This window comes from Streptomyces sp. NPDC003300, from assembly GCF_040610915.1.
Classification (GTDB): Bacteria; Actinomycetota; Actinomycetes; order Streptomycetales; family Streptomycetaceae; genus Actinacidiphila.
Genome location: NZ_JBEXNE010000001.1, coordinates 95,412 through 120,626, shown reverse-complemented (window position 1 = coordinate 120,626; position 25,215 = coordinate 95,412). Strand labels below are relative to the sequence as shown.

General features: G+C 73.4%; 15 protein-coding genes. 7 read left to right on the top strand and 8 right to left on the bottom strand.

Going from position 1 to position 25,215, the window contains the following annotated elements:
* The first annotated feature begins 57 nt into the window (after positions 1–57).
* From ABZX65_RS00530 to ABZX65_RS00505, 6 genes are all read left to right on the top strand, one after another.
* Positions 58–6,696 (top strand): type I polyketide synthase, encoded by a 6,639-nt coding sequence (locus ABZX65_RS00530; protein WP_355332718.1) that lies wholly within the window; start codon positions 58–60, stop codon positions 6,694–6,696.
* A 279-nt stretch (positions 6,697–6,975) separates the two neighbouring features.
* Positions 6,976–11,094 carry a beta-ketoacyl synthase N-terminal-like domain-containing protein gene (locus tag ABZX65_RS00525; RefSeq protein ID WP_355332715.1) on the top strand — a complete coding sequence of 1,373 codons (4,119 nt, stop codon included), beginning with the start codon at positions 6,976–6,978 and terminating at the stop codon, positions 11,092–11,094.
* Between the two features lie 219 nt (positions 11,095–11,313).
* A complete protein-coding gene (locus ABZX65_RS00520; protein WP_355332712.1) occupies positions 11,314–12,087 on the top strand; it encodes an alpha/beta fold hydrolase in 774 nt (257 codons plus the stop codon).
* Between the two features lie 187 nt (positions 12,088–12,274).
* The gene (locus tag ABZX65_RS00515; RefSeq protein ID WP_355332709.1) at positions 12,275–13,738 is read left to right on the top strand and encodes an FAD-dependent oxidoreductase; all 1,464 of its coding nucleotides are present in this window, start codon (positions 12,275–12,277) and stop codon (positions 13,736–13,738) included.
* A gap of 59 nt (positions 13,739–13,797) precedes the next feature.
* On the top strand, positions 13,798–14,349 hold the full coding sequence (locus ABZX65_RS00510) for a transcriptional regulator (protein WP_355332707.1): 552 nt from the start codon (positions 13,798–13,800) through the stop codon (positions 14,347–14,349).
* 10 nt (positions 14,350–14,359) lie between these two features.
* A complete protein-coding gene (locus tag ABZX65_RS00505; RefSeq protein ID WP_355332705.1) occupies positions 14,360–15,952 on the top strand; it encodes a DHA2 family efflux MFS transporter permease subunit in 1,593 nt (530 codons plus the stop codon).
* Positions 15,953–16,057: 105 nt separating this feature from the next.
* Here the strand turns inward: ABZX65_RS00505 and ABZX65_RS00500 are convergent, their stop codons facing one another.
* Entirely contained in the window at positions 16,058–16,864 is an 807-nt protein-coding gene (locus ABZX65_RS00500) for a M15 family metallopeptidase (RefSeq protein WP_355332702.1), read from the bottom strand.
* Positions 16,865–16,986: 122 nt separating this feature from the next.
* Here ABZX65_RS00500 and ABZX65_RS00495 point away from each other — a divergent pair, with 122 nt between their 5' ends.
* Positions 16,987–17,556: a dihydrofolate reductase family protein gene (locus tag ABZX65_RS00495; protein WP_355332699.1), complete on the top strand. Its 570-nt coding sequence runs from the start codon at positions 16,987–16,989 to the stop codon at positions 17,554–17,556.
* Positions 17,557–17,590: 34 nt separating this feature from the next.
* Here ABZX65_RS00495 and ABZX65_RS00490 read toward each other — a convergent pair whose 3' ends face one another.
* From ABZX65_RS00490 to ABZX65_RS00460, 7 genes are all read right to left on the bottom strand, one after another.
* The gene (locus ABZX65_RS00490; protein WP_355332696.1) at positions 17,591–18,172 is read right to left on the bottom strand and encodes a hypothetical protein; all 582 of its coding nucleotides are present in this window, start codon (positions 18,170–18,172) and stop codon (positions 17,591–17,593) included.
* Entirely contained in the window at positions 18,169–19,035 is an 867-nt protein-coding gene (locus ABZX65_RS00485) for a hypothetical protein (protein WP_355332693.1), read from the bottom strand. The genes ABZX65_RS00490 and ABZX65_RS00485 overlap by 4 nt, the downstream gene beginning before the upstream one ends.
* Positions 19,032–20,639 (bottom strand): class I adenylate-forming enzyme family protein, encoded by a 1,608-nt coding sequence (locus ABZX65_RS00480; protein ID WP_355332690.1) that lies wholly within the window; start codon positions 20,637–20,639, stop codon positions 19,032–19,034. The genes ABZX65_RS00485 and ABZX65_RS00480 overlap by 4 nt, the downstream gene beginning before the upstream one ends.
* Positions 20,640–20,650: 11 nt before the next feature.
* Entirely contained in the window at positions 20,651–21,010 is a 360-nt protein-coding gene (locus tag ABZX65_RS00475; RefSeq protein WP_188280096.1) for a DoxX family protein, read from the bottom strand.
* Positions 21,011–21,212: 202 nt separating this feature from the next.
* Positions 21,213–21,527: an acyl carrier protein gene (locus ABZX65_RS00470; protein WP_188280097.1), complete on the bottom strand. Its 315-nt coding sequence runs from the start codon at positions 21,525–21,527 to the stop codon at positions 21,213–21,215.
* Positions 21,528–21,578: 51 nt separating this feature from the next.
* On the bottom strand, positions 21,579–23,306 hold the full coding sequence (locus ABZX65_RS00465; RefSeq protein WP_355332688.1) for an acyl-CoA dehydrogenase: 1,728 nt from the start codon (positions 23,304–23,306) through the stop codon (positions 21,579–21,581).
* A complete protein-coding gene (locus ABZX65_RS00460; RefSeq protein WP_355332686.1) occupies positions 23,303–25,213 on the bottom strand; it encodes an acyl-CoA dehydrogenase family protein in 1,911 nt (636 codons plus the stop codon). The genes ABZX65_RS00465 and ABZX65_RS00460 overlap by 4 nt, the downstream gene beginning before the upstream one ends.
* Between the last annotated feature and the right edge of the window lie 2 nt (positions 25,214–25,215).

Sequence of the window (25,215 nt, the reverse complement as noted above, 5' to 3'; positions counted from 1 at the left end):
CGCCCACCGTACGGCTGTGACCTCACCGAACCCGAACACGAATAGGTGTGACTCCTGATGGACACCACGGTCAGCAGCGCCGGCGCCGGCCAGGTCGGCGAGGACAAGCTCCGCGAGTACCTCAAGCGCGCCACCGCCGACCTGCGCAAGGCGCGGCGCCGGGTCCGCGAGCTGGAGGACCCGCAGCCCATCGCGATCGTGGCGATGGCCTGCCGCTACCCGGGCGGCGTCGAAACCCCCGACGACCTGTGGCAGTTGGTCGCCGAGGACGGCGACGCCATCACCCCGTTCCCCGTCAACCGCGGCTGGGACCTGGACAGCCTCTACGACGCCGACCCCGACGCCGAGGGCAAGAACTACGTGCGCGAGGGCGGATTCCTGCACGACGCGGACCAGTTCGACGCCGACTTCTTCAGCGTCAACGCCCGCGAGGCCCTGATCATGGACCCGCAGCAGCGGCTCATGCTGGAGATCTCCTGGGAGGTGCTGGAGCGCGCGGGCATCGACCCGCTGTCCGTCAAGGGCAGCCGCGGCGGGGTGTTCGTCGGCGCCGCCACCGTGGACTACGTCACCGGCAACCACAAGGTGCCCGAGGGCCTCGAGGGCTACATCGGGGTCGGCTCCTTCGCCAGCGTCGTCTCCGGCCGCGTCTCCTACAGCCTCGGCCTGGAGGGCCCCGCGCTCACCGTCGACACCGCGTGCTCGTCGTCGCTGGTCGCGATGCACCTGGCGGTGCAGGCGCTGCGGTCGGGAGAGTGCTCCTTCGCCCTCGCCGGCGGTGTCGCGGTGATGCCGACACCGCAGGGCTTCATCGCGTTCAGCAGGCAGCGCGCCCTCGCGCCCGACGGCCGCTGCAAGTCCTTCGCCGGGGCGGCCGACGGCTTCGGCCCGTCCGAGGGCGCGGGGGTGCTGCTGCTGGAGCGGCTGTCGGACGCGCGGCGCCAGGGCCACCACGTGCTCGCCGTGCTCCGCGGCTCCGCCCTCAACCAGGACGGCGCCAGCAACGGGCTCACCGCCCCCAACGGCCCGTCCCAGGAGCGCGTCATCCGCGACGCCCTCGCCGACGCACGCCTGTCCGCCGACCAGGTGGACGCGGTCGAGGCCCACGGCACGGGCACCCGGCTCGGCGACCCCATCGAGGCCCAGGCCCTGCTCGCGACCTACGGGCGGAACCGCGCCGACAGCGACGCCCTCAAGCTCGGCTCCATCAAGTCCAACATCGGCCACACCGCCCACGCGGCAGGCGTGGCGGGCGTCATCAAGATGGTTCAGGCGATGCGCAATGGACTGCTGCCGCGCACCCTCCACGTCGACGAGCCGTCCCCCTTCATCGACTGGTCCGGCGGCGGAGTCGAACTTCTCACCGAGCCGCTCGAATGGAAGCGCGCCGACCGGCCGCGCCGGGCCGCCGTGTCCTCCTTCGGGATCAGCGGGACGAACGCGCACGTGATCCTGGAGGAGCCGGAGCACGACGGTGCGCAGGCCCTCTCGGAACCCGAAGTCGGCCCGGACAGGAGCCCGTTGGGGCCGCTGACGGTCGTCCCGTGGCTCGTGTCCGGGCGGTCGGCGGACGCGCTGCGCGACCAGGCCGAACGGCTCGCGCACCACGTCGGCGACAGCTCCCGCCCGGCCGACGTCGGGCTGTCGCTCGCCACGTCACGGGCCGCCCTGGAACACCGCGGCGTGGCGCTCGCCACGGAGGCGCACCAGGCGCGGGGCCTGCTGGGGTCTGTCGCGGAGGGTGTCGCGGCCTCGGGCGTGGTGTCCGGTGTGGTGCGTCCGGGCGCGGGTCGGGTGGCGTTCGTCTTTCCTGGTCAGGGGTCGCAGTGGGCGGGGATGGCTACGGAGTTGCTTGCCTCGTCTCCGGTGTTCGGGGCGCGGTTGGCGGAGTGTGACGCGGCGCTGCGTCCGTATGTCGGGTCGTCGGTGGTGGAGGCGATCCGTAGCGGGGCTCTGGACGATGTGGTGGTTGTTCAGGGGGCGTTGTGGGCGGTGATGGTGTCGCTGGCCGAGGTGTGGCGTGCTGCCGGTGTCGAGCCGGGTGCGGTCATCGGTCACAGCCAGGGCGAGATCGCTGCCGCGTGCGTCGCGGGCGCGTTGTCGGTGGAGGACGCGGCGCGGGTGGTGGCGTTGCGGGCGAAGGCCATTCGCGGGACCTTGTCCGGCAACGGCGGAATGGTCTCCGTCGCCCTCCCGGCGGAGGCGGTGCGGGAGCAGATCGCGCGCTTCGAGGGGCGGATATCCGTCGCCTCAGTGAACGGCCCGTCGTCCACGGTCGTCTCCGGTGAGCCGGAGGCGTTGGACGACCTCCTCGCCGGATGCGAGGCCGAGGGCGTACGGGCGCGTCGTATCGATGTCGACTACGCCTCGCACTCGGCACAGGTCGATGCCATACGCAACGAGGTAGTTGAGGCCCTGTCCGGCATCGAGCCCCGGTCGTCGCAGATCCCGTTCTACTCCACGGTCACCGGCGGCAAGCTCGACACCACCGCGCTGGACGCCGACTACTGGGTGACCAACCTCCGCCAAGAGGTCCGTTTCGACGAGACCGTCCGGGCCCTGCTCTCCGACGGCTTCGGCTACTTCGTCGAGTCCAGCCCGCACCCGGTTCTCGCAGTCGGTCTCGCCGAGACCTTCGAGGACGCGGCATCGGACGCCGTCGCCCTGGGCACCCTCCGCCGCGAAGAGGGCGGCCAGGAGCGCTTCCTGACCTCGCTCGCCGAAGGCTGGGTACGGGGTCTCCCCGTCGACTGGCGGTCCGTCTTCGCCGCAACCACCGCCCAGCGGGTGGACCTGCCCACCTACGCCTTCCAGCACCAGCACTACTGGCTCGCCGAGGGCTACAAGAACTCCGGCGACGCCTCCGACCTCGGGCTCGAAGCCGCCGGACACCCCTTGCTGGGCGCCGCGTTGCCGGTCGCGGGCGCGGACCGGCTGCTGCTGACCGGGCGGCTGTCGACCGCCACCCACCCCTGGCTGGCCGACCACCGGGTGGGCGGCCGGCTGCTGCTGCCCGGTACCGCTTTCGTGGAGCTGGCGCTGCACGCCGCCGACTTCGCGGGCTGCGGCACGGTGGCGGAGCTGACCCTCGGCAGCCCGCTGGTGCTGCCCGAACGGGGCAACGTCCAGGTGCAGTTGTCCGTCGCCGCGCCCGACGCGCGGGGCCGCCGCGAACTGGAGGTGCACGCCCGGCCCGAGGGCGGTGAGACCCCCGCGGAGTGGACGCGGCACGCCACCGCCACGCTCGCGCCCGCCGCCGACGCGGCGGACGGCGGTGCCGACGCCGCGCTGGGCGGGACCGCGTGGCCGCCGCCGGGCGCCGTGGCCGCCGACACCGAGGGGATGTACGAGCGGGCGCAGGAGACCGTCTACGCCTTCGGCCCGGCCTTCCAGGGGCTGCGGTCCGCTTGGCGGCTCGGCGACGCCGTCTACGCCGAGGCCGCGCTGCCGGTCGAACTCCACCAGGACGCGGGCAGGTTCGGCGTCCACCCGGCGCTGTTGGACGCGGCGCTGCACGCCACCGGCTTCGGCGACTTCCTCGATTCCTCGGCCACCTATCTGCCGTTCGCCTGGCGTGACGTGACGCTGCACGCGGTCGGTGCCGGGGCCGTGCGGGTGCGGGTCACGGCGGCCGAGGGGCAGGACAGCCTGCGGCTGACGCTCGCCGACGCGGACGGCGCCCCGGTGCTGTCCGTCGGCTCGCTGGTGATGCGGCCGGTCAGCGCGGCTCAGTTGGACGCGGCGGGTCCGGACGCCGACGCGGACATCAAGGACGCGCTGTTCCAACTCGACTGGCAGCGGCTCCCGTTGGACGCGGGCGCGCCGACCGGCGCGGGCTGGGCCGTACTCGGCGACGACGTCCACGGTCTGCTGCCCGCGCTGCGCGCGGTGGACGCCGTGGCCGAAGTCCGCACCGGTCCAGTCGAATTGGCCGCCGCGATCGCCGAGGGCGCGCCCGCGCCGGGCCTGGCCCTGCTGTCGTTCGGTACGCCGAAGCCCGGCGGCGACCTCGCGGCCACCACCCGTGACGTCGTCACCGACGCGCTCGCCCTGCTCCAGGAATGGCTGGCCGACGACCGGCTGCGGGGCACCCGCCTGGCGCTGGTGACCCGGCGGGCGGTCGCCGCGGCCGAGGACGAGGACGTCGAGGACCTGGCGCACGCCGCGCTCTGGGGGCTGCTGCGGTCGGCGCAGGCCGAGAACCCGGGCCGGTTCCTGCTGCTCGACCTCGACGGCCGCGACGAGTCCCGGCTGCGCGTCGGCGCCGCCCTCAACAGCGCGATCGCCGCCGACGAGCAGCAGATCGCGCTGCGCGTCGGGGTGGCCACCGTGCCGCGCCTCGCCCCGACCGACACCACCCGCCTGCTGCGCCCGCCGGCCGGCGCCGCGGCCTGGCGGCTCGACACCACCGCGCCCGGCACCCTGGACGCACTCGCGCTGATTCCGCACCCCGAGGCGCTGGCGCCGCTGGAGGAGGGGCAGGTACGCGTATCGGTCCGCGCGGCCGGTGTGAACTTCCGTGACGTGCTGGTGAGCCTCGGCATGGTGCCGGGCCAGGCCCGGCTCGGCAGCGAGGGCGCGGGCCTGATCACCGAGGTCGGGCCCGGCGTCACCGAGCTGGCCGTCGGAGACCGGGTGATGGGCCTGCTGCACGACCCGTTCGGACCGTACTCGGTCACCGACCAGCGGCTGGTGGTGCGGATACCGCGCGGCCTGTCCTTCGAGCAGGCGGCGGGCGTGCCCGCGGTGTTCCTGACCGCCTGGTTCGGGCTCGCGGACCTCGCGGGCCTCGCCGAGGGACAGCGGCTGCTGGTGCACGCCGCGACCGGCGGCGTCGGCATGGCCGCGGCCCAACTCGCCCGCTACTGGGGCGCGGAGGTCTTCGCCACGGCCAGCGAGGGCAAGTGGGACACGCTCCACCGGATGGGCTTCGAGGAGTCCCGGATCGCCTCCAGCCGCACCCTGGAGTTCGAGGAGAAGTTCCTCGCGGCCACCCACGGGCACGGCATGGACGTCGTACTCAACTCGCTGGCGCAGGAGTTCATCGACGCCTCACTGCGGCTGCTGCCCGAGGGCGGCACATTCCTGGAACTGGGCAAGACCGATCCGCGCGACGCGGACACGGTCGCCGCCGACCACCCCGGGGTGGCGTACCGCCGCTACGACCTGATCGACGCGGGCGCCGACCGGATCGCGGAGATCCTCGGCAAGCTCGTCGCGCTCTTCGAACGCCGTATCCTGCGCCCGCTGCCCGTCCGCACCTGGGACGTGCGCCGCGCGCCCGAGGCGTTCCGGCTGATGAGCCAGGCCAAGCACACCGGCAAGCTGGTGCTGACCGTGCCCAAGCCGCTCGACCCGGACGGCACGGTGCTGGTCACCGGAGGCACCGGCACCCTCGGCTCGATCGCCGCCCGGCACCTGGTCACCGCATGGGGCGTACGGCACCTGCTGCTGACCAGCCGACGCGGTCCCGACGCCCCCGGCGCCGTACAACTGCGCGCGGAACTCCTGGAGTCGGGCGCCGAGAGCGTCACCGTCACCGCGTGCGACGCGGCGGACCGCGACGCGCTCGCCGCCGTACTGAACGCCGTCCCGGCCGACCGCCCGCTGACCGCCGTCGTGCACACCGCCGGTGTCCTGGACGACGGGATGGTCGGCTCGCTCACCTCCGAACAGGTCGACCGGGTGCTGCGGCCCAAGGTGGACGCGGTGGTCAACCTCGCCGACCTGACGAGGGAGTCGGACCTGGCCGAGGTCGTCCTGTACTCGGCGGGCGCCGGTGTGCTCGGCAACCCCGGACAGGCCAACTACGCCGCCGCGAACGCGTTCCTGGACGCGTACGCGCACCATCGCCGCGCCCACGGGCAGCCCGCGCTCTCCCTGGCCTGGGGTTACTGGTCGGAGGTCAGCGAGCTGACCGGACGGCTGGACGAGCAGCAGGTCGCCCGGATGACCGGCTCCGGTGTGCTGCCGATCGACGCCCGGCGCGGCATGGCCCTGCTCGACGCGGCGCGCGGTACGGGCACGGCCCTGGCCGTCCCGACCCGGCTGCACCTGCCGACGCTGCGCGACCAGGCCGGGCAGGCGCCGGTGCCCGGCATGCTGCGCGCACTGGTCGCGGGCGGCAGGCCCGCGGTACGCCGGGCCGCCGCCCGCTCCACCGCCCCGGTGGAGGCGCGCTCGCTCGCCGCGAAACTGGCCGGACGGCCCGCGGCCGAGCAGCGCGAGCACCTGCTCGATCTGGTCCGCTCGCACGCCTCCGCGGTGCTCGGGCTCAGCGGCACCGACCCGGTCGGGCCGTCGCGGGCCTTCAAGGACCTGGGCGTCGACTCGCTCACCGCGGTGGAGCTGCGCAACCGGCTCAACGCCGCGACCGGCCTGACACTCCCCAGCACCCTGGTCTTCGACTGCCCGTCCCCGTCCGCGCTCGCCGCCCGGCTCCACGAAGAGCTGGTGGAGGGCTCCGCCGATGTCGCGGGACCCCCTTCGGCCGACTCCGAGGAGGCCAGGATCCGCGGACTGCTGGCCACCGTCCCGTTCGCCCGGCTCCGCGCCGCCGGCGTCCTGGACACGCTGCTGCGGCTGGCCGACACACCCGACGCGCCCGAGAAACCCGAGGCGCGGGAGGAGCGGCGCGAGGCCATCGCCGACATGGACGTCGACGACCTGGTGCGCGCCGCGCTGGGCGAGCGGTGACGGCGTGCGCCCGGTACGTACGGCAGCGGTTCGTACAGCAGCGGTCGGTACGGCACCGGACCGTACGGACCGGGCTCGCCCCTCGACCCGCGGTACGGAGCCGGACCGCGAGCCACCGGGGGCTGTGGCAGGAGCGGTACCGGTTCTGAACGCCCGAGCAGCCGCCCGGAGCCGGCCGACGCGAGAGCCGAGCCCGGGGCCCCGGCCCACCGGAGATCACGACACGCGGCGCGAGCGGCGCCGGGCCCCACGGAAGTCCCAGCAGAAACGGAGTCACTGATGGCCATGGAGACCGGACGCATCGTCGAGGCGCTGCGCGCGGCCCTCACCGAGACGGAACGGCTGCGCGAGGAGAACCAGCGGCTGCTGTCGGCGGCCACCGAGCCCCTGGCCGTCGTCGGGATGGCCTGTCGCTTCCCCGGCGGCGCGGACACCCCGGAGAAGCTGTGGGAGGCGCTGGAGTCCGGCCGGGACATGATGACCGACATCCCGGACGACCGCGGGTGGGACCTGGGCATGCTGCTCGGCGACGGCGACACCCCCGGCGCCTCGATCGCCCGCCAGGGCGGCTTCCTCACCGACCTGCCGCGCTTCGACGCCGAGTTCTTCGGCATCTCGCCGCGCGAGGCGCTGGCCATGGACCCGCAGCAGCGGCTCGCCCTGGAGGTGTCCTGGGCGGCGGTCGAGAACGCCAGGATCGACCCGCACTCCCTGAAGGGCAGTGCGACCGGCGTCTTCCTCGGCGTCTCCTACGCGGGCTACGGCACCGACGCCGAGGAGCTGCCGCCGCAGATCATGGGCTACCAGCTCACCGGTAACGCCAGCAGCGTGGCGTCCGGCCGGATCGCGTACGTCATGGGCCTGGAGGGGCCCGCGGTCTCCATCGACACCGCCTGCTCCTCGTCGCTGGTCGCGCTGCACCAGGCGTCGCAGGCGCTGCGCTCGGGCGACTGCGCCATGGCCCTGGTCGGCGGCGCGAGCGTGATGCCCACCCCCACCCTCTTCATCGAGTTCACCCACCAGCGCGGACTCGCCGCCGACGGCCGCATCAAGGCGTTCGCCGCCGCCGCCGACGGATTCGCCTGGGCCGAGGGCGCCGGCGCGATCGTCGTGGAACGCCTGTCGGACGCGCGCCGCAACGGCCACCGGGTGCACGCGGTGATCCGCGGCTCCGCGATCAACCAGGACGGTGCCAGCAACGGCCTGGCCGCGCCCAGTAGCCGCGCGCAGGCCAAGGTGATCCGCGCCGCGCTGCGCAACGCCGGGCTGTCCGCGCACGAGGTCGACATCGTGGAGGCGCACGGCTCCGGCACGACGCTCGGCGACCCCATCGAGGCCAGCGCGCTGCTGGCCACGTACGGTCAGGAGCGGCCCGCCGACCAGCCGCTGCGGCTCGGTTCCATCAAGTCCAACTTCGGGCACACCGGGGCCGCCGCGGGCATCGCCGGGGTGCTCAAGATGGTGCTGGCGATCAGCAACGGCGCGATGCCGAAGTCCCTGCACATCGACGCCCCGACGCCCGCCGTCGACTGGGACTCCGGTGCGGTGCGGCTGCTCACCGAGACCATCGCGTGGCCCGAGGCCAAGCCCGCCGACGAGTCGGGGCACCAGCCGCGACCGCGCCGCGGCGCCGTGTCCGGCTTCGGCATCAGCGGCACCAATGTGCACGCGATCTTCGAACAGGCCCCCGCGGAACTCGCGCATCCGGCCCCGCCGACCGGCGTACGCGCTCCTGCGGCGGCCGGTGAAAGGACCGTCGGAGCAGGGGCCGCCGATGCCGACGCCGTAGCCGCCCCCGCCGTGCCCGTCCTGCTGCCCGTCTCGGGCGACGGCAGCCGCGCGCTGCGCGCCCAGGCCGCCCGGCTCGCGGACCACCTCGCCGACCGGCCCGAGCTCGCGGTGGCCGACGTCGGCTACTCCCTCGCCACCACCCGCGCGGAACTCACCGCCCGCGGCACGGTCCTGGCCGCCGACCGCGAGGAGGCGCTGCGCGGACTGCGGGCGCTCGCCGACGGCGTGCCCGACCCGGACGCGGCCGTCGGGCCGCCGTCCGCGAGCGGTCGCCCGGCCTTCCTCTTCACCGGCCAGGGCGCACAGCGCGCGGGCGCGGGACAGGAGCTGTACGCCACCTTCCCGGCGTACGCGGCGGCCTTCGACGCCGCCTGCGCGGCGCTGGACCCGCACCTCGAACGCCCCTTGCGCGAGCTGGCGTTCGCGGCGCCCGGATCGACGGACGCGGCCCTGCTGGACGAGACCCGGTACACCCAGCCGGTGACCTTCGCCGTCCAGGTCGCGCTGTACCGGCTGCTGGAATCGTGGGGCGTGCGGCCCGGCCACCTCATCGGCCACTCGGTCGGCGAGCTGTCCGCCGCGCACCTGGCCGGGGTGCTGTCGCTGCCCGAGGCGGCCGAACTGGTCGCCGCGCGCGGGCGGTTGATGGGCGACCTGCCGCCCGGCGGCGCGATGGCCGCGATCCAGGCGTCCGAGGCCGAACTGGCGCCGATGCTCGCCGGACGCGACCACGAGGTGTCGCTCGGCGCGGTCAACGGCCCCCGGGCCGTGGTCGTCTCCGGGGACGAGGCCGCGGTGGACGAACTCGTCGCGCACTGGGCCGAGCGGGGCCGCAAGACCCGGCGGCTGGCGATCAGCATCGCCTCCCACTCCACGCGGATGGACCCGATCCTGGACGCCTTCAGGGACCTGGCCGCGACGATGACCTTCGCCGAACCGGAAATCCCGGTGCTCTCCAACGTCACCGGCACGATCGCCGGGCCCGGCGAGCTGACCTCACCGGACTACTGGGCCCGCCACATCCGTTCGGCGGTCCGGTTCCTCGACGGCATGCGGACGATGGCCGCCGCGGGTGTGACCACCTACGTCGAGCTGGGCCCCGACTCCGCGCTCAGCTCCATGGCGCGCGACAGCCTGGGGGAGGCCGCCGCGGGCGCCGTCGTCGTCCCGGCGCTGCGCCGCGACCGGCCGGAGGCCCGCACGCTGCTCGCCGCGGTCGCCGCGGTGCAGACCCGCGGCGTCCGGCCCGACTGGGAGGCGGTGTTCGCGGGCACCGGCGCCCGCGTCGTCGACCTGCCCACCTACGCGTTCCAAGGCGCCGGTTACTGGCTCGGCGCTACGGGCGCTACGGGCGCTACGCGCCGGACCGCCACCTTCCCGGCCCCTTCCGTCAGCCCCGCGCCCGCTGCGGAACCGGCGGCGCCGCAGGAGTCCGGCACCTTCCGGGAACGGCTCGCCGGGCTCGGCCCCGACGAGCGGCCGGCCGAACTGCTGGGCGTGGTACGCCTCCAGGTCGCCCGGGTGCTCGGTCACCCGTCGGGCGAGCACGTCGACCCGGACCGCGAACTGTCCACCCTCGGCTTCGACTCGCTGTCCGCCGTCGAACTGTCCACCACGCTCAGCGCCGTCACCGGCATCGCGCTGCCCAGCACCCTGGTCTTCGACCACGCCAGCGTCGACGCGCTCGCCGCCCACCTCGACCGCGAACTCGGCGACACCGCCGCGGGATCCGCCGCCCCGGCGGCACCCGCCGTGCGCTCGGCCGAGGGCCTGAGCGGCCTGTTCGAACGCGCCGTGGAACTCGGCCGGGGCGAGGAGGCGCACGACCTGCTCGCCCGGTTCGCCGACTACCGGGCCCAGTTCACCACCACCGCCGAACTGACCCGCCCCCTGCGGACGGTGAAACTCGCCGACGGCCCGGACGAGCCGCTGCTGATCTGCTTCCCGACCTTCATCTGGCGGCAGAACTTCCACCAGTACGCGCGGTTCGCCGCCGGCCTCGGCGGACGGCGCGCCACCACCGTCGTGGGCCTGCCCGGCTTCGTGTCCGGCGAGGAACTGCCCTGCTCCGTCGACTCGTTGACCGGGGCGCTGGCACAGGCGGCCCAACAGGCCGCCGGGGGACGGCGGTTCGCGGTCCTCGGCTACTCGGGCGGCGGCAACATCGCCGCCGTCACCGCGGCCCGACTGGCGGCGGACGGACACGCCCCGGCCGGACTCGTACTCATCGACACGCCGACCTGGGGCGGCGGGCACGGGCTCGGCGCCGACTGGACGGACACCCTGCAGAATTCGCTGCGCGAGCGCCGGGAGGTCGTGGAGACCTCCGCCGACGACGCGGGCGAGGCATGGCTCACCGCCCGCGCCCGCTACGCCGGGTTCGACTACGGCCTCGACGCCCTCACCGCGCCCACGCTGCTGGTACGGGCGAGCGAACCGATCGGCGGCCACCAGGGCGGTGCGGCCGAGGGCTGGCGGGTCGACTGGGCGCTGCCGCACGACACCGTCGACGTGCCGGGCGACCACTTCTCGATGATCGAGGCCGAGCACGCCGCGGCCACCGCGGCGGCCGTGGACGGCTGGCTGTCCGCCCTCGACCCCGACTGACGCGCCCGCGGCGCCGGCCGGAAGGACCTCCGGCCGACGCCGCGCCCGGACCCCGATCCGGCGCGGCGGCCCCGCGCGGGCGCGACGGCAGCCCCGGCATCCCGTGGCCGCCCCGCGCGGGCGCCACAGGAGACCTGGCCGCCACCGGCATCCACCCCCGTACGCCCACCGCTCCATCCGTCGTCGCCGAACCGGCCCGGCGGCGCTGAGGAGGAAACCATGACCGCCTGGGACCTGAAGACCGGTCCGTGGATCACCCGTTACACGCCCGCGGCGCCCGGTCCCGGCGCGGTGCAGCTCGTCTGCCTGCCGCACGCCGGGGGATCGGCGACCTTCTTCAAGCCGCTGAGCGCGCACATGCCGCCCGGCGTGGAGGTGCTGGCCGCCCAGTACCCCGGTCGGCAGGAGCGGCGCAACGAGCCCTGCACCGAGGACATCGGACGCCTCGCCGACGCCGTCGCCGACGCGCTCGGGCACCTGCCCGACACCGCTCCGCTGGCGCTCTTCGGACACAGCATGGGCGCCCTGGTCGGCTGGGAGGTGGCCCGCCGCCTGGAGGCGGGCGGCAGGACCCGCCCCGTGGCGCTGATCGCCTCCGGGCGGGGAGCGCCCGCCGTGCACCGCAACGCACACCTGGGCCGCCGCAGCGACGCCGAACTCGTCGCCGACCTCACCGCGTTGAGCGGCACCGCGGGCGCGCTGCTCGCGGACCCGGGCATCCTCGCCATGGTCCTGCCGGTGCTGCGCGGTGACTACCGCGCGCTGGACGCCTTCGCCTACCGTCCCGGCGTGCCGCTGCGCTGCCCGATCAGCGTGTTCCTCGGCGAGGACGACCCCTGGGCGCGCGGTGCGGACGCCGAGGGGTGGCGCCGGGAGACCACGGGCGGGACGTCCTTCCGGCGCTTCCCCGGCGGCCACTTCTACCTGGCCGAGCAGTGGCCCGCCGTGGCCACGGCCGTCGCCGCCTGCCTCGGCCGGGTCCCCGCGTCATGAGCCGGCCGTCTGCCGGGAGACGCCGGGCCGCCCAGGACCCGCCGCCGGGCCCGGTTACGGACCCCGGTCGCCGCCCGTACGCGCGACGACCGGCCGAGGCCGAAGCCCCGGCATGAGTCCCGGCCGAGGCCCCCGCCCCGGGGCGCACCCCAGGGCATCCATCAGGAAAGGAACGTGAGAGGACACCATGGTCGGAACATCCACGGGGCCCACGGGACCCACCGGACCCGTCGCCGGAGGCCGCGCCGTCGTGCTCGGCGCGGGCATGGCCGGAATGCTGGCGGCCGTCGCGCTGCTGCGCCACGTCGACACCGTCACGGTCCTTGACCGGGACCGGCTGCCCGAGGGGCCCGACCCGCGCCGCGGAGTCCCGCAGGCCAAGCACACGCACGTCCTGTGGTCCGGCGGCGCGCGGCTCATGGAATCGCTGCTGCCCGGCACCGTCGACCGGCTGCTCGCCGACGGCGCCCACCGGATCCGGCTGCCCGAGGATCTGGTCTCGCTCACCGCCTACGGCTGGCAACAGCGCATGCCCGAGACGCAGTTCATGATCGCGGCCAGCCGGCCGCTGCTCGACTGGACCGTGCGGGACCAGGCGCTGCGCGACAAGCGGATCACCGTGCTCGCCGACACCGACATCATCGGCCTGCGCGGCGACGCCGACCGGATCACCGGCGTCACCTACAAGCCGCGTACGGGCGGCGGGATGTCGGTCGTCGAGGCGGACATCGTCGTGGACGCCACCGGCCGCGGCTCCCCGATGAAGCGCTGGCTCGGCGTGCTGGGCCTGCCGCCCGTCCAGGAGGACGTCATCGACTCGGGCATGGCCTACGCCACCCGGATCTTCGCCGCACCCGAGGGCGCCCGCGGTCCTTTCCCGCTCGTCAGCGTCTACGCCGACCACCGCGCCGGGGTGCCGGGCCGCAACGGCATCCTGCTGCCGATCGAGCGGGGACGCTGGATGGTCACCCTCTCCGGGACCCGCGGCGCAGAACCCCCCGGCGACGAGGACGGGTTCCGCGACTACCTGGACTCCCTGCGCCACCCGCTGATCTCGCAACTGCTGCGCCACGCCGAGCCGTTGACCCCCGTGCAGGCATCCCGCTCGACGGCCAACCGCCGGCTCTTCTACGAGCGCCTGGTGCGCTGGCCCGACGGGCTCGCGGTCGTCGGAGACGCCGTCGCCGCCTTCAACCCGGTCTACGGACACGGCATGAGCAGCGCCGCGCTGGCCGCCGCCGCCCTCGACCGGACGCTGTCCGAGTGCGGCGGCCTGGTCCCCGGCGCGGCGCAGGCCGTGCAGCGCGCGGTCGGCGCGGTCGTCGACACGCCCTGGATCCTCGCCACGTCGCAGGACGTCTGCTACCCCGACGTGCAGACCAGGTCCGAGGACCCGCGGCTGACCCGCTACGCCGCCGAACGCCGCCGCCAGGCCGACACGATCGGCGAGGCGGCGCTGCTCGACCCCGTCGTCTGCTCCGCCGCGCTGCTGGTCAACACGCTGTCGGGCGAGGCCGACGCGCTCGGCGCACCGGACGTCCAGGCCGCGCTCGCCGCCGTCGTCGGCACGGTCGCGCCCGCGGAACCCACCCTGACCGCCGCCGAGTGGCGCGCCGTGACCGCCGACGACCGTGCGGAAGCCGTATCTTGACGTTACATTGATGACTGAAACGAGTAGCGGGTACAGCAACAACGAGAAGGTTCCGTACGATGGCAGACATGACCGGTCCGGGTCCTGACCCCACACCCCAACCCCTCGGCCAGGGCGGGGAGTCGAGGCCGGGCCCGGACGTCGAGGCGTGGATGGAGCGCGTCACGTCCTGGTTCATGAGCCAGGCCGGGTGGCCGCCGATCATGGGGCGGACGGTGGCCTGGCTCATGGTCAGCGAGCCGCCGGCCCAGACCCCCGCGCAGATCGCGCAGGCGGTCCAGGCCAGCCGGGCGTCCCTGACCACCACGCTGAAACTGCTGACCGAGGCGCGGATGGTGCAGGCCGTCACCCGGGCAGGTCAGCGCTCGACCTACTACCAGATCACCGAGGACGCGTGGTCGGGCGTGCTCAAACGACGGCTGGAGAGTCTGACGTCCTTCGTGGACATCACCGGCGAGGGGCTGGCGCTGTTCCCGGAGGACTCGGAACGGGCCGGGCGCGTGCGGGCGGCCCACCGGCTGTTCGCCTGGCTCGACTCCGAGGCCGACCCCATGTGGAAGCGCTGGGACGCGGTGAACACCGACGGCCCGGCCGATCTCCCCGAGACCTAGGAGCGGCGGAATGAGCAGCACGGAGACCAGGAAATGGTGGGCACTCGGGGCGATCGGGTTAAGCCTGCTGGCCGTCGGCGTCGACTCGACCATCCTCAACGTCGCCGTCCCCACGATCAGCAGTGACCTCGGCGCCTCGACCAGCCAACTCCAGTGGATCGTCGACAGTTTCACGCTGGTCCTGGCCGCGGTCCTGCTGCCCGCGGGCCTGATGGGCGACAAATACGGCCGCAAGAAATTCCTGCTCGCCTCGCTGATCCTGTTCGGCGTGGCCTCGCTCGCCTGCGCCTACTCCAACACGGCGACCGAACTGATCGCCTCCCGCGCGCTGTTGGGCCTGGCGGGCGCCTTCCTAGTGCCGCTGAGCACATCGGTGCTGCTCAACATCTTCGAGAGCGAGGAGGAGCGCACCAAGGCCATCACGGTCGTGGCGATCTCCACCATGCTCGGCCTGCCGCTCGGCCCGATCGTCGGCGGCGCGCTGCTCAACCACTTCTGGTGGGGCTCGGTCTTCCTGGTCAACGTGCCGCTCGTGGCGCTCGGCAGCTTCGCGGTCGCGAAGCTGGTCCCCGAGTCCCGCGGCAGCGCGGGCATCGGCATCGACTACGTCGGCGTCCTCATCTCCAGCCTCGGCCTGACCGCCATCACGTACGGCACGATCGAGGCCGGTGTACGCGGCTGGGGCGACACCGTGGTGGTGCTGGCGATCGTCGGCGGCGCGCTGGCCCTGGTGCTGTTCACCTTCTGGGAGCGCCGGGTCACCGCCGCGGGCGGCAGCCCGCTGGTGGACCTCGAACTGTTCCGCAGCCGCGGCTTCGTGTGGGGCTCGGTCCTCGCCACCGTCGTCAGCTTCGCGATGTTCGGCCTGATCTTCGCCCTCCCGCAGTACTACCAGGCGGTGCTCGGGACCGACGCGCTCGGCACCGGCCTGCGGCTGCTGCCGCTGATCGGCGGCCTGCTGGTCGGCGCCAGCGTCGTCAACAAGCTCCCCGCGCAGCTCGGTCCGCGCGCCGTACCGGCGCTCGGGTTCGTGCTGATGGGCGTCGGCCTGTTCATCGGCATGGCCACCTCGACCACCTCGGGCTACGGGTTCATCGCCATCTGGCTCACGATCATCGGCGCCGGACTCGGCATGTCCCTGACCCGGACGATGGCGGCGGCCCTCAACTCGCTGTCCAAGGAACGCAGCGGCGTCGGGTCGGCGTTCACCCAGGCGGTACGGCAGGTCGGCGGTGCGATCGGCGTGGCCGTGCTCGGCTCCGCGGCCAACTCCACGTACCGCGGCCACCTGGACCTCGGGAAGTCGCCCCAGCAGATCCAGGACGCCGCCGGTCGCAGCCCCGCGGCGGGCGTCGCCGTGGCGGCCAAGCTCAAGAGCCAGGCCGTTCTCGACGCCGTCCGCGACGCGTTCGTCGTCGCGATGCACACCGTGCTGCTGGCCTGCGGCGTCATCGTCGTCGTCGCGGCCGTCCTGGCCCTGGTGTTCCTGCCCAAGCGCGCCGCCCTGCCGCAGGACAGCGACGACACGGCGGCGTCCGCCGCCTCCGAGGGCGGAGACCCGGGCGGCCCGCCGCCCGGCCGCGCCTCCGGCTCCCTCGCCTGACGCCTGACGCCTGACGCCTGACGCCTGACGCCCGACGTCCGTCGCCCGCCGGAACGGCCCGCCGCCGAGCCCTCAAGGGGCGGCGGCCGGGCCCCGGCTCCGGGGTCAGTTCAGCGACGACCGCGCGACGGGGAAGTCGAAGTAGGTGTCCGGGTAGGGCTCGTGGTCGAGGGTGTAGTGCCACCACTCGACCGGCAGGTTGGTGAAACCGGCGGCGTCCATCGCGTTCTTGAGGGTCAGCCGGTTGGCCAGTTGGACGCCGGTGATCCGCAGGTCCAGCGTGTTCGCGAGGGTGTCGAAGCAGTCGAAGCCGGTCCCCATGTCGATCGAGTTGTCGGGGAAGCGGTCGGCGCGGGCGCCGTAGCACGGGGTCAGCGGCTCGCCGGGGACGTAGGCGCGGGTCTTGGCGGCCGGAAGTCTGACGATGGTGAGGTCCATCGTGCTGCCCCGGCTGTGGCCGGACTTCGCCGCGATGTAGCCGTCGGTGAACAGATCGGCCTTGTTCTCGTCCGGGTAGAACTCGCCTTTCATCTTCTGGTCGTTCAGATCCTCCGCCCAGCGGACGAAGTGGTCGACGGCGCGCTGGGGGCGGTAGCAGTCGTAGACCTTCAGCGAATACCCGGTCTTCAGCAGTGCGCGCTGCACCTTGTGGAGTGCCAGTGCCGCCGGGCGGGTGAGGACGCACATCGGCTGGACGTAACCGTCCACCGGCCCTCCGACGAAGTCGTGCGCAGTGGCGTAACGCATTTCCTGGATGATCGAGCGGTCGACCGAACCGAGGGCGACGAATCCGGGCGGTGCCTTCACGTCGTCCGCGACCGCCGCGGGGGCGGAGAGGGCCAGGGTCGACGCTAAGCTGACCAGCGCGAGGAAAAGCGCGCGCGGCGTCATGGAATGCGCTGTGCGTGACATGCGTGTAGGTATACCAGCCTGGATACGAGCCGATCAACGATGCGAGATTCTTCGGCAATTGCGTGGGGTATGTCGAAATATCGGGTCGTGACTTTCGCATTCGTCACGGAGGAGGACTTCTCATGCGCAAGGTGACCTATTCGATGAACGTCTCACTCGACGGTTACATCGTCGGGCCGGACGGCGACTTCAACTGGACGGAGCCGGACCCCGACGTCTTTCGCTCCTGGATCGACGAGATCCGGCAGATCGACGTCCATCTGCTGGGGCGGCGGTTGTACGAGACGATGCTGTACTGGGAGACCGCCGACCACGATCCGCCGATGGACGCCGCCCAACTCGAATGGGCCGCGCTCTGGAAGCCGCTGCCCAAGGTGGTGTTCTCCACCACGCTGTCGGAGGTGGAGGGTCACGCCCGGCTGGCCTCCGGCGACCTGGCGGGGGAGATCGAGCGGCTGCGGGCCGAGCCGGGGGACGGCGACATCGCGATCGGCGGCGCGACGCTCGCCGCCCAGGCCGCCGCCGCGGGCCTGATCGACGAGTACCGGGCACGCGTCTACCCGGTACTCGTCGGCGGCGGCGTCCCGTTCTTCCCCCGGGACGAGCACCGGGTGGACCTCGACCTCGTCGAGACCCGCGCGTTCAGCTCCAGCGTGCTCTACCTGCGCTACCGCGTGGCGCGCCGGGCGTGAGCCGCGTCCCGCGTGCGGGAGCGCACCGCGTGTCTCAGCGAGCGGTGTCCCCGGCGAGGGCGCGGTCCGCACCGTGACCCCGCTCCGGTAGCGGCACGCTCATCTCCCGCAGTCCGTCCAGGAGTCCCGCGAGCGCGTCCAGGTCACGCGCGACCCACGACGACACCGACATCACCGCGAGGTTGTCGACCAGCGAGGTCACCGCCACGACCGGCACACCGGCCGAGAACGCGGCCTGCATCTCCATGGCGGTGCCCATGCTGAGCGTGCGGCCCGGCAGGAAGGCGATGCACAGGTCGCAGTCGGCCGCCTCCCGGGTCATCTCGTTGAACGTGGCCCGCAGCGCGGCCAGTTCCGCGGGCAGCGACCCGAGGTCGAGCACCGGGGGAACGTCGCCGATCAGCTTGCCGATCACCGACATCGTCGTCGGGTCGGCGAGCTGACGGGTGACCCCGGTGCTCGGGTCGAAGCACTCCGCCTCGGGGAAACGCGCCCGCACCAGAGCCGCGATCTGCTCGCGATAGCCCTGGTCGTCGATCCGCAGATCGGCGTTGGCCCCCTGGATCGTGCCGGCGATGAAAACGCGCCGAAGCTCCATGCGCTCCCGATTCGTCATGCGTCCTGCAAGGAGTAGCCCGGCAGGTCCGTCCGGTGATCGGCGATCTTCTGATACACCTGCGCGGCCGACACCAGATGCTCCTCGATGTCCGCGCGCCCCAGGCCCGTACTGCGCTCCAGGTCCGCCCAGACCGCCGAGGCGTGCGCGCCGTCGCCGTTGCGGGACGCCACGCCCTGGCCGGACCGCAGCCAGATGTCGGCGGCCGAGAACTCGCGGTCGGCGAAGCCCTTGAGCGGGATGATCGCCTCGGCGGTCACCTCCGCCCCGGCCACCAGCGCCCGGATCGACACGCTGTTCTGCTCGGGGTGGGTGAGCAGCCCCAGCATGTCGGACGAGAAGTCGGCGTACACGAACTCGTTCTCCGAGCGCAGCGTGAAGTGCCTGCTCAGGATGTACGTGTCCTTCTCCACGCTGTACTTGGAGTAGCTCAGCCGGATCCGGTAGCCGTGGTCGGAGGACCGGTACACCGCCGCGAGCCGGCCGGGGTGCCGCCCGCCCCGGGCGTCCAGCCTGACCGGCGCGGCGTCGACCTCGACCGACGAGTGCCCGGCCGCGACCTCCCGCGCGGGGAACCGGATCGGCGTCAGGTGCAGGAGGTACGGGTCGAGCACCACGACGTCGCCGCCGGTCTCGAAGACCGCCGCTATGTGCCGGAGATCCTGGAGGATCTTCGCCTCGGGCGCGCCGAGCGCCGTCGCGCGCTCCGCCACGTAGAGCGTCTGGTAGATGCACGCCAGCCCGTGCCGCGGATCGGGCGCGCTCTTGTGGTACCAGTGCAGGTATTCCGTCCCGCTGTTGTACGGGACGGTCCGCAGCACCGACTCCAGGGCGGTGCCGTACGGATCGCGCGTCGCTGTCACGTGAATCGCTCCTCCAATACGGTGTCGTCGGCGCTTTCCTCGAACACCATCGAGCGCAGTTCCTTACGGCGCACCTTCCACGTGGACGTCCGCGGAAGGCGGTCCCAGGGGATGAACACCGGGGCCGCGAGCGGTGCCAGACCGCGCGTCACCTCGGCCCACTCCTCGGCGGTGAGGTCCGGTCCGTCGAGGCTGACGACGGGGACGGGACTCTGGTCGCCGCGGGTCAGGACGATCACCTCGACGGCGTTGTCGATCCGGTCCAGCAGCTCGCTCTCCAGCTCCGTGGCGCTCCCGCCCGGAATGGCGTCCACCGCGCGGTCCACGAAGTGGATCCGGCCGAGGGCGTCCCGGTGGCCGACGTCACCGGTGTTCCACCAGGCGCCCTTCCACTTCTCCGCGTAACGGTCGGACTCGCCGACGTAGTCGACGCAGATCGACTTGGCCTTCGCGAACAGCACGCCGACCTCGCCGCGCTTGACCGGCTCGCCGGTCTCGGGGTCCGCGGCCTTGACGCTCACCAGCCCCGGCCAGGGGTTGCCCATCATGTTCATGTTCCCGCCGGAGGCCGCACGGCGGTTGATCTGACCGCGGGTGTAGCCGAAGCCGGCCATCGGGCCGACCTCGCTCTGGCCCCAACTGTGCCCCCACAGCACGAACCGGCGCTCGGAGGCGTTCACGAACGGCCGGGCGATGGAGGGGTGCATCAGGTCGAAGGTGTTCATGTAGTAGCGGACCCGCGCGAACAGCTCCTGCCTGCGCCGTACCAGCGGCACCCAGCGCTGGAAGACGTTCGGGGTGGCCTCGATCGTCGTCGGCCGGGCCCGGTCGAGCACCCGCTCGACGTCGTCGGCCTCGTGGCTGCTGGCGATGACCAGCGCCTTCGGCGCCCACCGGAGCTGCGCCATGGCCCAGGCGTAGGCCCGCGAGTGCGCGAACGATATGGAGCTGAGCGCGATGTCCTTCTGGCCGTTGACGGCGAGCGGCATCGGCAGCAGCTCCAGACGGGTGCCGGCCCGGCAGGAGTCCGCGGTGTGCGCGACGAGCTTCGGCGTGTTCGTGGTGCCCGAGGTGTGCGTGATCATCATCGGCTCGCTGTCGGCCCGTAGATCGAGGGCCGGGACGGCGCTGCCCCGCAGCCCGTCGATCGTGAGCAGACCGGCTCCCGCGTCGGCTCCGTCGATCAGGACGGTGGTGCCGAACGACCGCAGGTCCACCCCGACGCGGTCGGCCGCCTCCAGTACGTACGAGGAGATCACGGTGACCGAGGGGTCGAGCCGCTTGAGCATCACCGCCAGGTGCTCGGGGTAGTTGGCCCCCGAGATCGTCGCCGCGGTGGCGCCGATCCGCGCGGCCGCGGCGGCCAGCAGGATCATGTCGAAGTGATTGCGCTTGACGACGGCGATCCGGTCGCCCTTGCGCGCGCCGGCCTCGTACAGCCACGCCGACGCCTCCCGCACCAGTTCGGCCAGCGCGGCGGCGTCGTAGTCCGCGCCGCCGTCGGGGGCGATGTCGAACGGCCGGTCCAGGATCAGCTCGGTGGTGCGGGACTGCTCGACGTGCCAGTCGAACAGCAGCCCCAGGTTCTTCGGCGGCTTCTTCATCCGACGCCTCCTCAGACCGCGAACGAGACGATGAAGGCGGCGACGGCGATGGCCAGGAACCCGAGGCAGTTGACCCAGAACTCCTGCTTCAGGAAGCGCGCCCGGATGTGCGCGAAGGACGCGCACAGGAAGTAGACGATCACGCCGACGTTCGCGGCGAAGCCGATGCCGTCGTGCTTGATACCCACCAACAGGCCCACGATGGCGAGGGTCTTGACGACGATCAGCACCCACCACCAGTCCCGCGGCAGGTTGACTCCGTCGAGGCAGACCTGGATGAACTTCGGCGGGCGCAGCGACATCAGGACATCGGAGGCCAGCAGTACCGCGAGCACGATCTGCGGCCACGACGGGCTGGGGCTGAGGTGCATTCTCGTTTTTCCTTTGGTTCGGTCGGCATCTGCGGGGGAGGGGGGACCCTCCGGGCCGGAGCGTCCGGCGGTCGGAAGGCGGGGGTTCGAGCGGATGACGGCTGGTGTGCGGGCGGACGACGGCTGGTGCGGGCGGACGGCCGCCGGGGCCGGGCGGAAGGTCGACCGCCGGGTTCGCGTGGGCGGCGGCCGGTGCGTTCCGTCAGGCCGGTTCCGACCGCGGCCCGAGTGCGTCGAGCAGGTACGCCACGAGCGCGTCCACGGTCCTGTGGTCCCACGCCACCGTGGGCTCGACGACCAGGTCGAACTCGTCCTCGATGTCACCGCAGAGGCTGAGCGCCGCCACGGAGTCGAGGCCGTAGTCGGTCAGCGGCGCCGTCGGATCGATCTCGTCGGCGGACAGCCGGGTGTAGGCGGCGACGTGGCCGACCAGCCACCCGGCCAGCGACTCGGCCGTGTGCGGCCGCGGTGTGCTGTCGGGGCGGGGCGCCGAACTGCCGGTAGTCGTGTCGGTCACGGGTTCCTCCAGATCCGAGTAGGGGTTCTTGGTACGGGGCGGCGGGCGCCGTCAACCGGCCAGGGCGGTGTCGTAGAGATCGAAACCGCGGCGCTCGGTGTGGCGGCGCAGCAACTCCTCCCACACCCGCCCGGCGCAGTCGGGCGGCGGCTCGGCGGGACGGCGGCCCAGTCGCCGGACGAGGCGGTCCAGGGCCGCGGCGGCCCACGCCGGGTCGGCGAGGAAGGAATCCCCGCCCCGCGCCCGTGCCCCGTGCCACACGCCGAGCACCGCGGCACCCGCCAGCACCACCGCGTAGCGGTCCGACAGCGCGAAACTCGCGGGCGAGGCCAGCGCCGTACGGTCCAGCGGCGCGAGCGCGAGGCTCTCCGCCTGGATCAGGCGCAGTTCGTCGGTGAGGTGCAGCGCCAGCGCGCGCACGGCCGCCTCGTGCGGGGTGCCGTCCGGCGCCGTGTCCGCGGCCGCGACCAGCGACGCGCTCAGGCCGTCCCGGTCGCCGGTCAGGGCGAGCCGGTCGAACGGAATCCCCGGCAGATCGGCGCGCGGGTCGAACAGGGCGTCGGGGGCAGGTTCCGTCCTGAACCAGGAACGCCGGGCCAGGCGCGGCAACTGCGGGATGATCGTCGCCTGGCACGCCGCCGCGCCCGCGTGGCCCAGGCTGAGCACCGGCAGGTCCCTCAGGTGCTTCTGGAAGACGCCGAACTCCCCGTCGCGCAGGTAGAACCGGGCGCCCAGCACGACCGAGAGACCGTGGACGGCCTCGCCCAGCAGTGTCGGCACCAGATACTTCACCGCCGAGGCGTAGACGCTCGCCTCGTCCGGCAGGAGGTGCACGGCGCGGGTCCCGACCAGGCAGAGGCAGTCGCTGATGAGCAGGTCCAGGAACGCGCCGCCGAGCGTGGCCCGCGCCTGCGGTATCTCGGCCACCGTCCGCTTGTAGAGGTGCCGTCCCCGCGCGAAGGACACCACCGTGCGCAGCGCCGTGTCCGCCGCGCCCAGCGCCATTCCCGGCAGCGCGCCGCGGGTGAGCTGGAAAGAGCGCAGGGCCACGTCGGCGCCGTGCCCCAACTGCCCGACGAGCGCGTGTTCCGGGACCGGTGCCCGGTCGAAGTCCAGGCCGGACAGCAGGCAGCCGCGTACGCCGACGGTGCCGTAGCGGGGCAGTACGGTCAGCCGCTCGGGCGCCACCTCGGCGCGCTCGACCATCAGCACCGAGTGGCTGCGCGGCCCCGGCGCCGGGTCGGTGCGGCTGAACAGCAGCCATGCCTGGGCCCGTTCGGCGTTGTTGATGACCTGCTTGGCGCCGTGCAGGACGAACGAGCCGTCGGGCCGCACCCGCGCCTCGAACTCGTTGCGCAGGAAGTCGTTGCCGTGCGCGAGTTCGTGGTACGCCACGGAGACCCGGCCGCCGCCCAGCAGGATCTCCGCCAGCCGGGCCCGCTGCCGTGCGTCGCCCTCGGTCCACACGTTGACCGCGGCCATGAACGACGTGACGCCGTAGCCGAGTCCGAGTGCCACGTCCCGCCGGAACACCTCGCGCAGGACGCGTGCCAGCGAGTCGATCCGCTCCAGCCGGCCGCCGAGCGCCGTGGGCACGAACTCGGCGTTGAGGCCGAACGCGTCCAGCAGCTTCTCGCCGTCCGCGGACAGCTCACCGGCCTCGTCGGCCTCCAACAGCCTTGCGTTGCCGACCGGGTTTGCCGGGTCGGCGGGATCGCCGAAGGCGGCGTTGAGTTCGGCGACCCGGGCCGCCACGCGCGCTTCCTGACCGTCCGTCATGTCGCGCTCCCCACTGCCGCCGCCGAAGGGGGTGCCGGTGTCGGCGCGTGGCCGGTCGCGGCGGTCCGGTCGGCCTCCCGCGCGGGGCCGTCCGGGCGCAGCGACAACGGCAGCAGCGAGACCAGCCGTCCCTGCGCGTGCAGGGCGCCCGCCGCGTCGAGCACGTCGTCCAGCGCCTCGGGGTCCGCCGCGTCGGGCACGCCGAGCGCGGTGAGCAGCCGGGCGAGGGCGGCCCGCAGCCACAGGGCGTCCCGCCACAGGGGCGCCGTCGCGCCCGTCTCCGCCTCGATGTGGCTGTGCGTCCACAGGCCGACGCAGGCCGCCGCGGCGAAGCACAGCGCGAAGCGCCGGGCGGCCTCGAAGGCCGCCGGCGGCGTCTCGGTCTGCGCGTCCTGGAACCCGGCCATCTCCGCGTGCACCTCGTCCACGACGGTCAGCAGCCGCCGCGCGGCGCGCAGGGCGGGCTCGACCGCGCGATCGCGCGCGGCGAGGCCGCGCAACTCCTCGACGCAGTCGGGCAGCGCGGCCAGGACACCGCTGCCGTGGCGGGCGATCAGCGAGAGCCGGTCGACGGCGACGGCGGGCAGCGGCGCGGACAGGCGGAAGGCGCTGACCGCTCCCGGCGCGTCCCCGGTACCGCGCTCGTGGGCCCGCACCAGCAAACGGAACTGGCTGATCAGCGAGTTGAGGTTGACCAGGGTGTTGCCGTCGAAGAGGCCGACGATCCGGTGGTCCCTGTCCACCTTCTGGAACCGGCCGCCCGCGTAGACATCCTTGAGGAAGGCGCGGGCGCCGAGCAGTCGGGTCAGCGCGGTGACGACCGCCTCGGTACGGGTCGGCACCAGGTACTTGGTGACCGCCGAGACGACCGAGAGCTCCGCCGGGAGGGTCTGCACCGCGCGGGCCACGACCAGCGTCAGCGCCTCGTCGGCCAGCACGTCGGCGGCGCTCTCCGCCAGGGTCCTGCGCGCCTGCGGCAGTTCGATCAACGCCCGGCCGTACAGGCCGCGTTCGGCGGCGAAGTCGAGACCGAGCGCGAGCGCGTGGTCGGCGGCGCCCAGGGAGAGCGCCGCGCACATGGTGCGCGTCAACTGAAGCGCCTTGAGCACCGTCTCCAGGCCGCCCCCGACCTCGCCGACCACGGCGTCGGCGGGGACCCGGGCCCGGTCGAAGGCGATCCCGGAGATGTCCGCGCCGCGGATGCCGTGCGTACGCACCTTGTCCAGGTGCCGGTAGGCGTCGGCGGGCATGTCGCGCTTGTCCACCAGCAGGACGGAGTAGCCACGGGGGCCGCCCGCCGGATCGGTACGGCAGAGCACGGACAGCAGGGCGCCGCGCGTGGCGTTGTTGATCAGCCACTTCTCGCCGCTGAGCAGATAGTCCGCGGCAGGCGCCCCGGTGGGCGAACCGGTGGGCGCGGTACCGGCGGCCGGTGTCCCGGTGGATGCGGTACCGGCGGCCGACGTCCCGGTGGACGGCTCCGCGACGACCTCGCCCGCCAGCAGGTCACTGCCGTGGGCGCGCTCGGTCAGCGCGAGAGCGACCGGCAGCCGGGAGGCGATGGCCGCACCGAGCCGACGGGACTGCTCCGCCGAGCCGTTCACCCAGACGCACACCGCGCCCAGATACGTCTTGCCGTGCGCGATCGCCACCGTCAGGTCGCGGCGCGCCACCGTGCGCATGAGCTGCACCAGCTGCTCGTAGTCCGTCAGGCGGCCGCCGTAGGCGGCGGGGACGTAGAACTCGTGCAGGCCGAGTTCGTCCAGCAGGTCGCAGAGCGCGGCGGGGAACTCCTCGCGCTCGTCCAGCTCCAGACTGCGGGCATGGCTGAAGAGCGTGCCCGGCTCCCTCGGATCGCCGAGATCCCATTCCAGCCGCTCGGCGAGGCGGTGAGGTGTGTGGTCCACGG

What these genes read in the sequence shown, in the direction of transcription:
- ABZX65_RS00480 (WP_355332690.1), bottom strand. Translation starts at nt 20,639, where the DNA reads ATGAAGAAGCCGCCGAAGAACCTGGGGCTGCTGTTCGACTGGCACGTC.
- ABZX65_RS00475 (WP_188280096.1), bottom strand. Translation starts at nt 21,010, where the DNA reads ATGCACCTCAGCCCCAGCCCGTCGTGGCCGCAGATCGTGCTCGCGGTA.
- ABZX65_RS00500 (WP_355332702.1), bottom strand. Translation starts at nt 16,864, where the DNA reads ATGTCACGCACAGCGCATTCCATGACGCCGCGCGCGCTTTTCCTCGCG.
- ABZX65_RS00510 (WP_355332707.1), top strand. Translation starts at nt 13,798, where the DNA reads ATGGCAGACATGACCGGTCCGGGTCCTGACCCCACACCCCAACCCCTC.
- ABZX65_RS00490 (WP_355332696.1), bottom strand. Translation starts at nt 18,172, where the DNA reads ATGACGAATCGGGAGCGCATGGAGCTTCGGCGCGTTTTCATCGCCGGC.
- ABZX65_RS00515 (WP_355332709.1), top strand. Translation starts at nt 12,275, where the DNA reads ATGGTCGGAACATCCACGGGGCCCACGGGACCCACCGGACCCGTCGCC.
- ABZX65_RS00465 (WP_355332688.1), bottom strand. Translation starts at nt 23,306, where the DNA reads ATGACGGACGGTCAGGAAGCGCGCGTGGCGGCCCGGGTCGCCGAACTC.
- ABZX65_RS00495 (WP_355332699.1), top strand. Translation starts at nt 16,987, where the DNA reads ATGCGCAAGGTGACCTATTCGATGAACGTCTCACTCGACGGTTACATC.
- ABZX65_RS00505 (WP_355332705.1), top strand. Translation starts at nt 14,360, where the DNA reads ATGAGCAGCACGGAGACCAGGAAATGGTGGGCACTCGGGGCGATCGGG.
- ABZX65_RS00520 (WP_355332712.1), top strand. Translation starts at nt 11,314, where the DNA reads ATGACCGCCTGGGACCTGAAGACCGGTCCGTGGATCACCCGTTACACG.
- ABZX65_RS00525 (WP_355332715.1), top strand. Translation starts at nt 6,976, where the DNA reads ATGGCCATGGAGACCGGACGCATCGTCGAGGCGCTGCGCGCGGCCCTC.
- ABZX65_RS00530 (WP_355332718.1), top strand. Translation starts at nt 58, where the DNA reads ATGGACACCACGGTCAGCAGCGCCGGCGCCGGCCAGGTCGGCGAGGAC.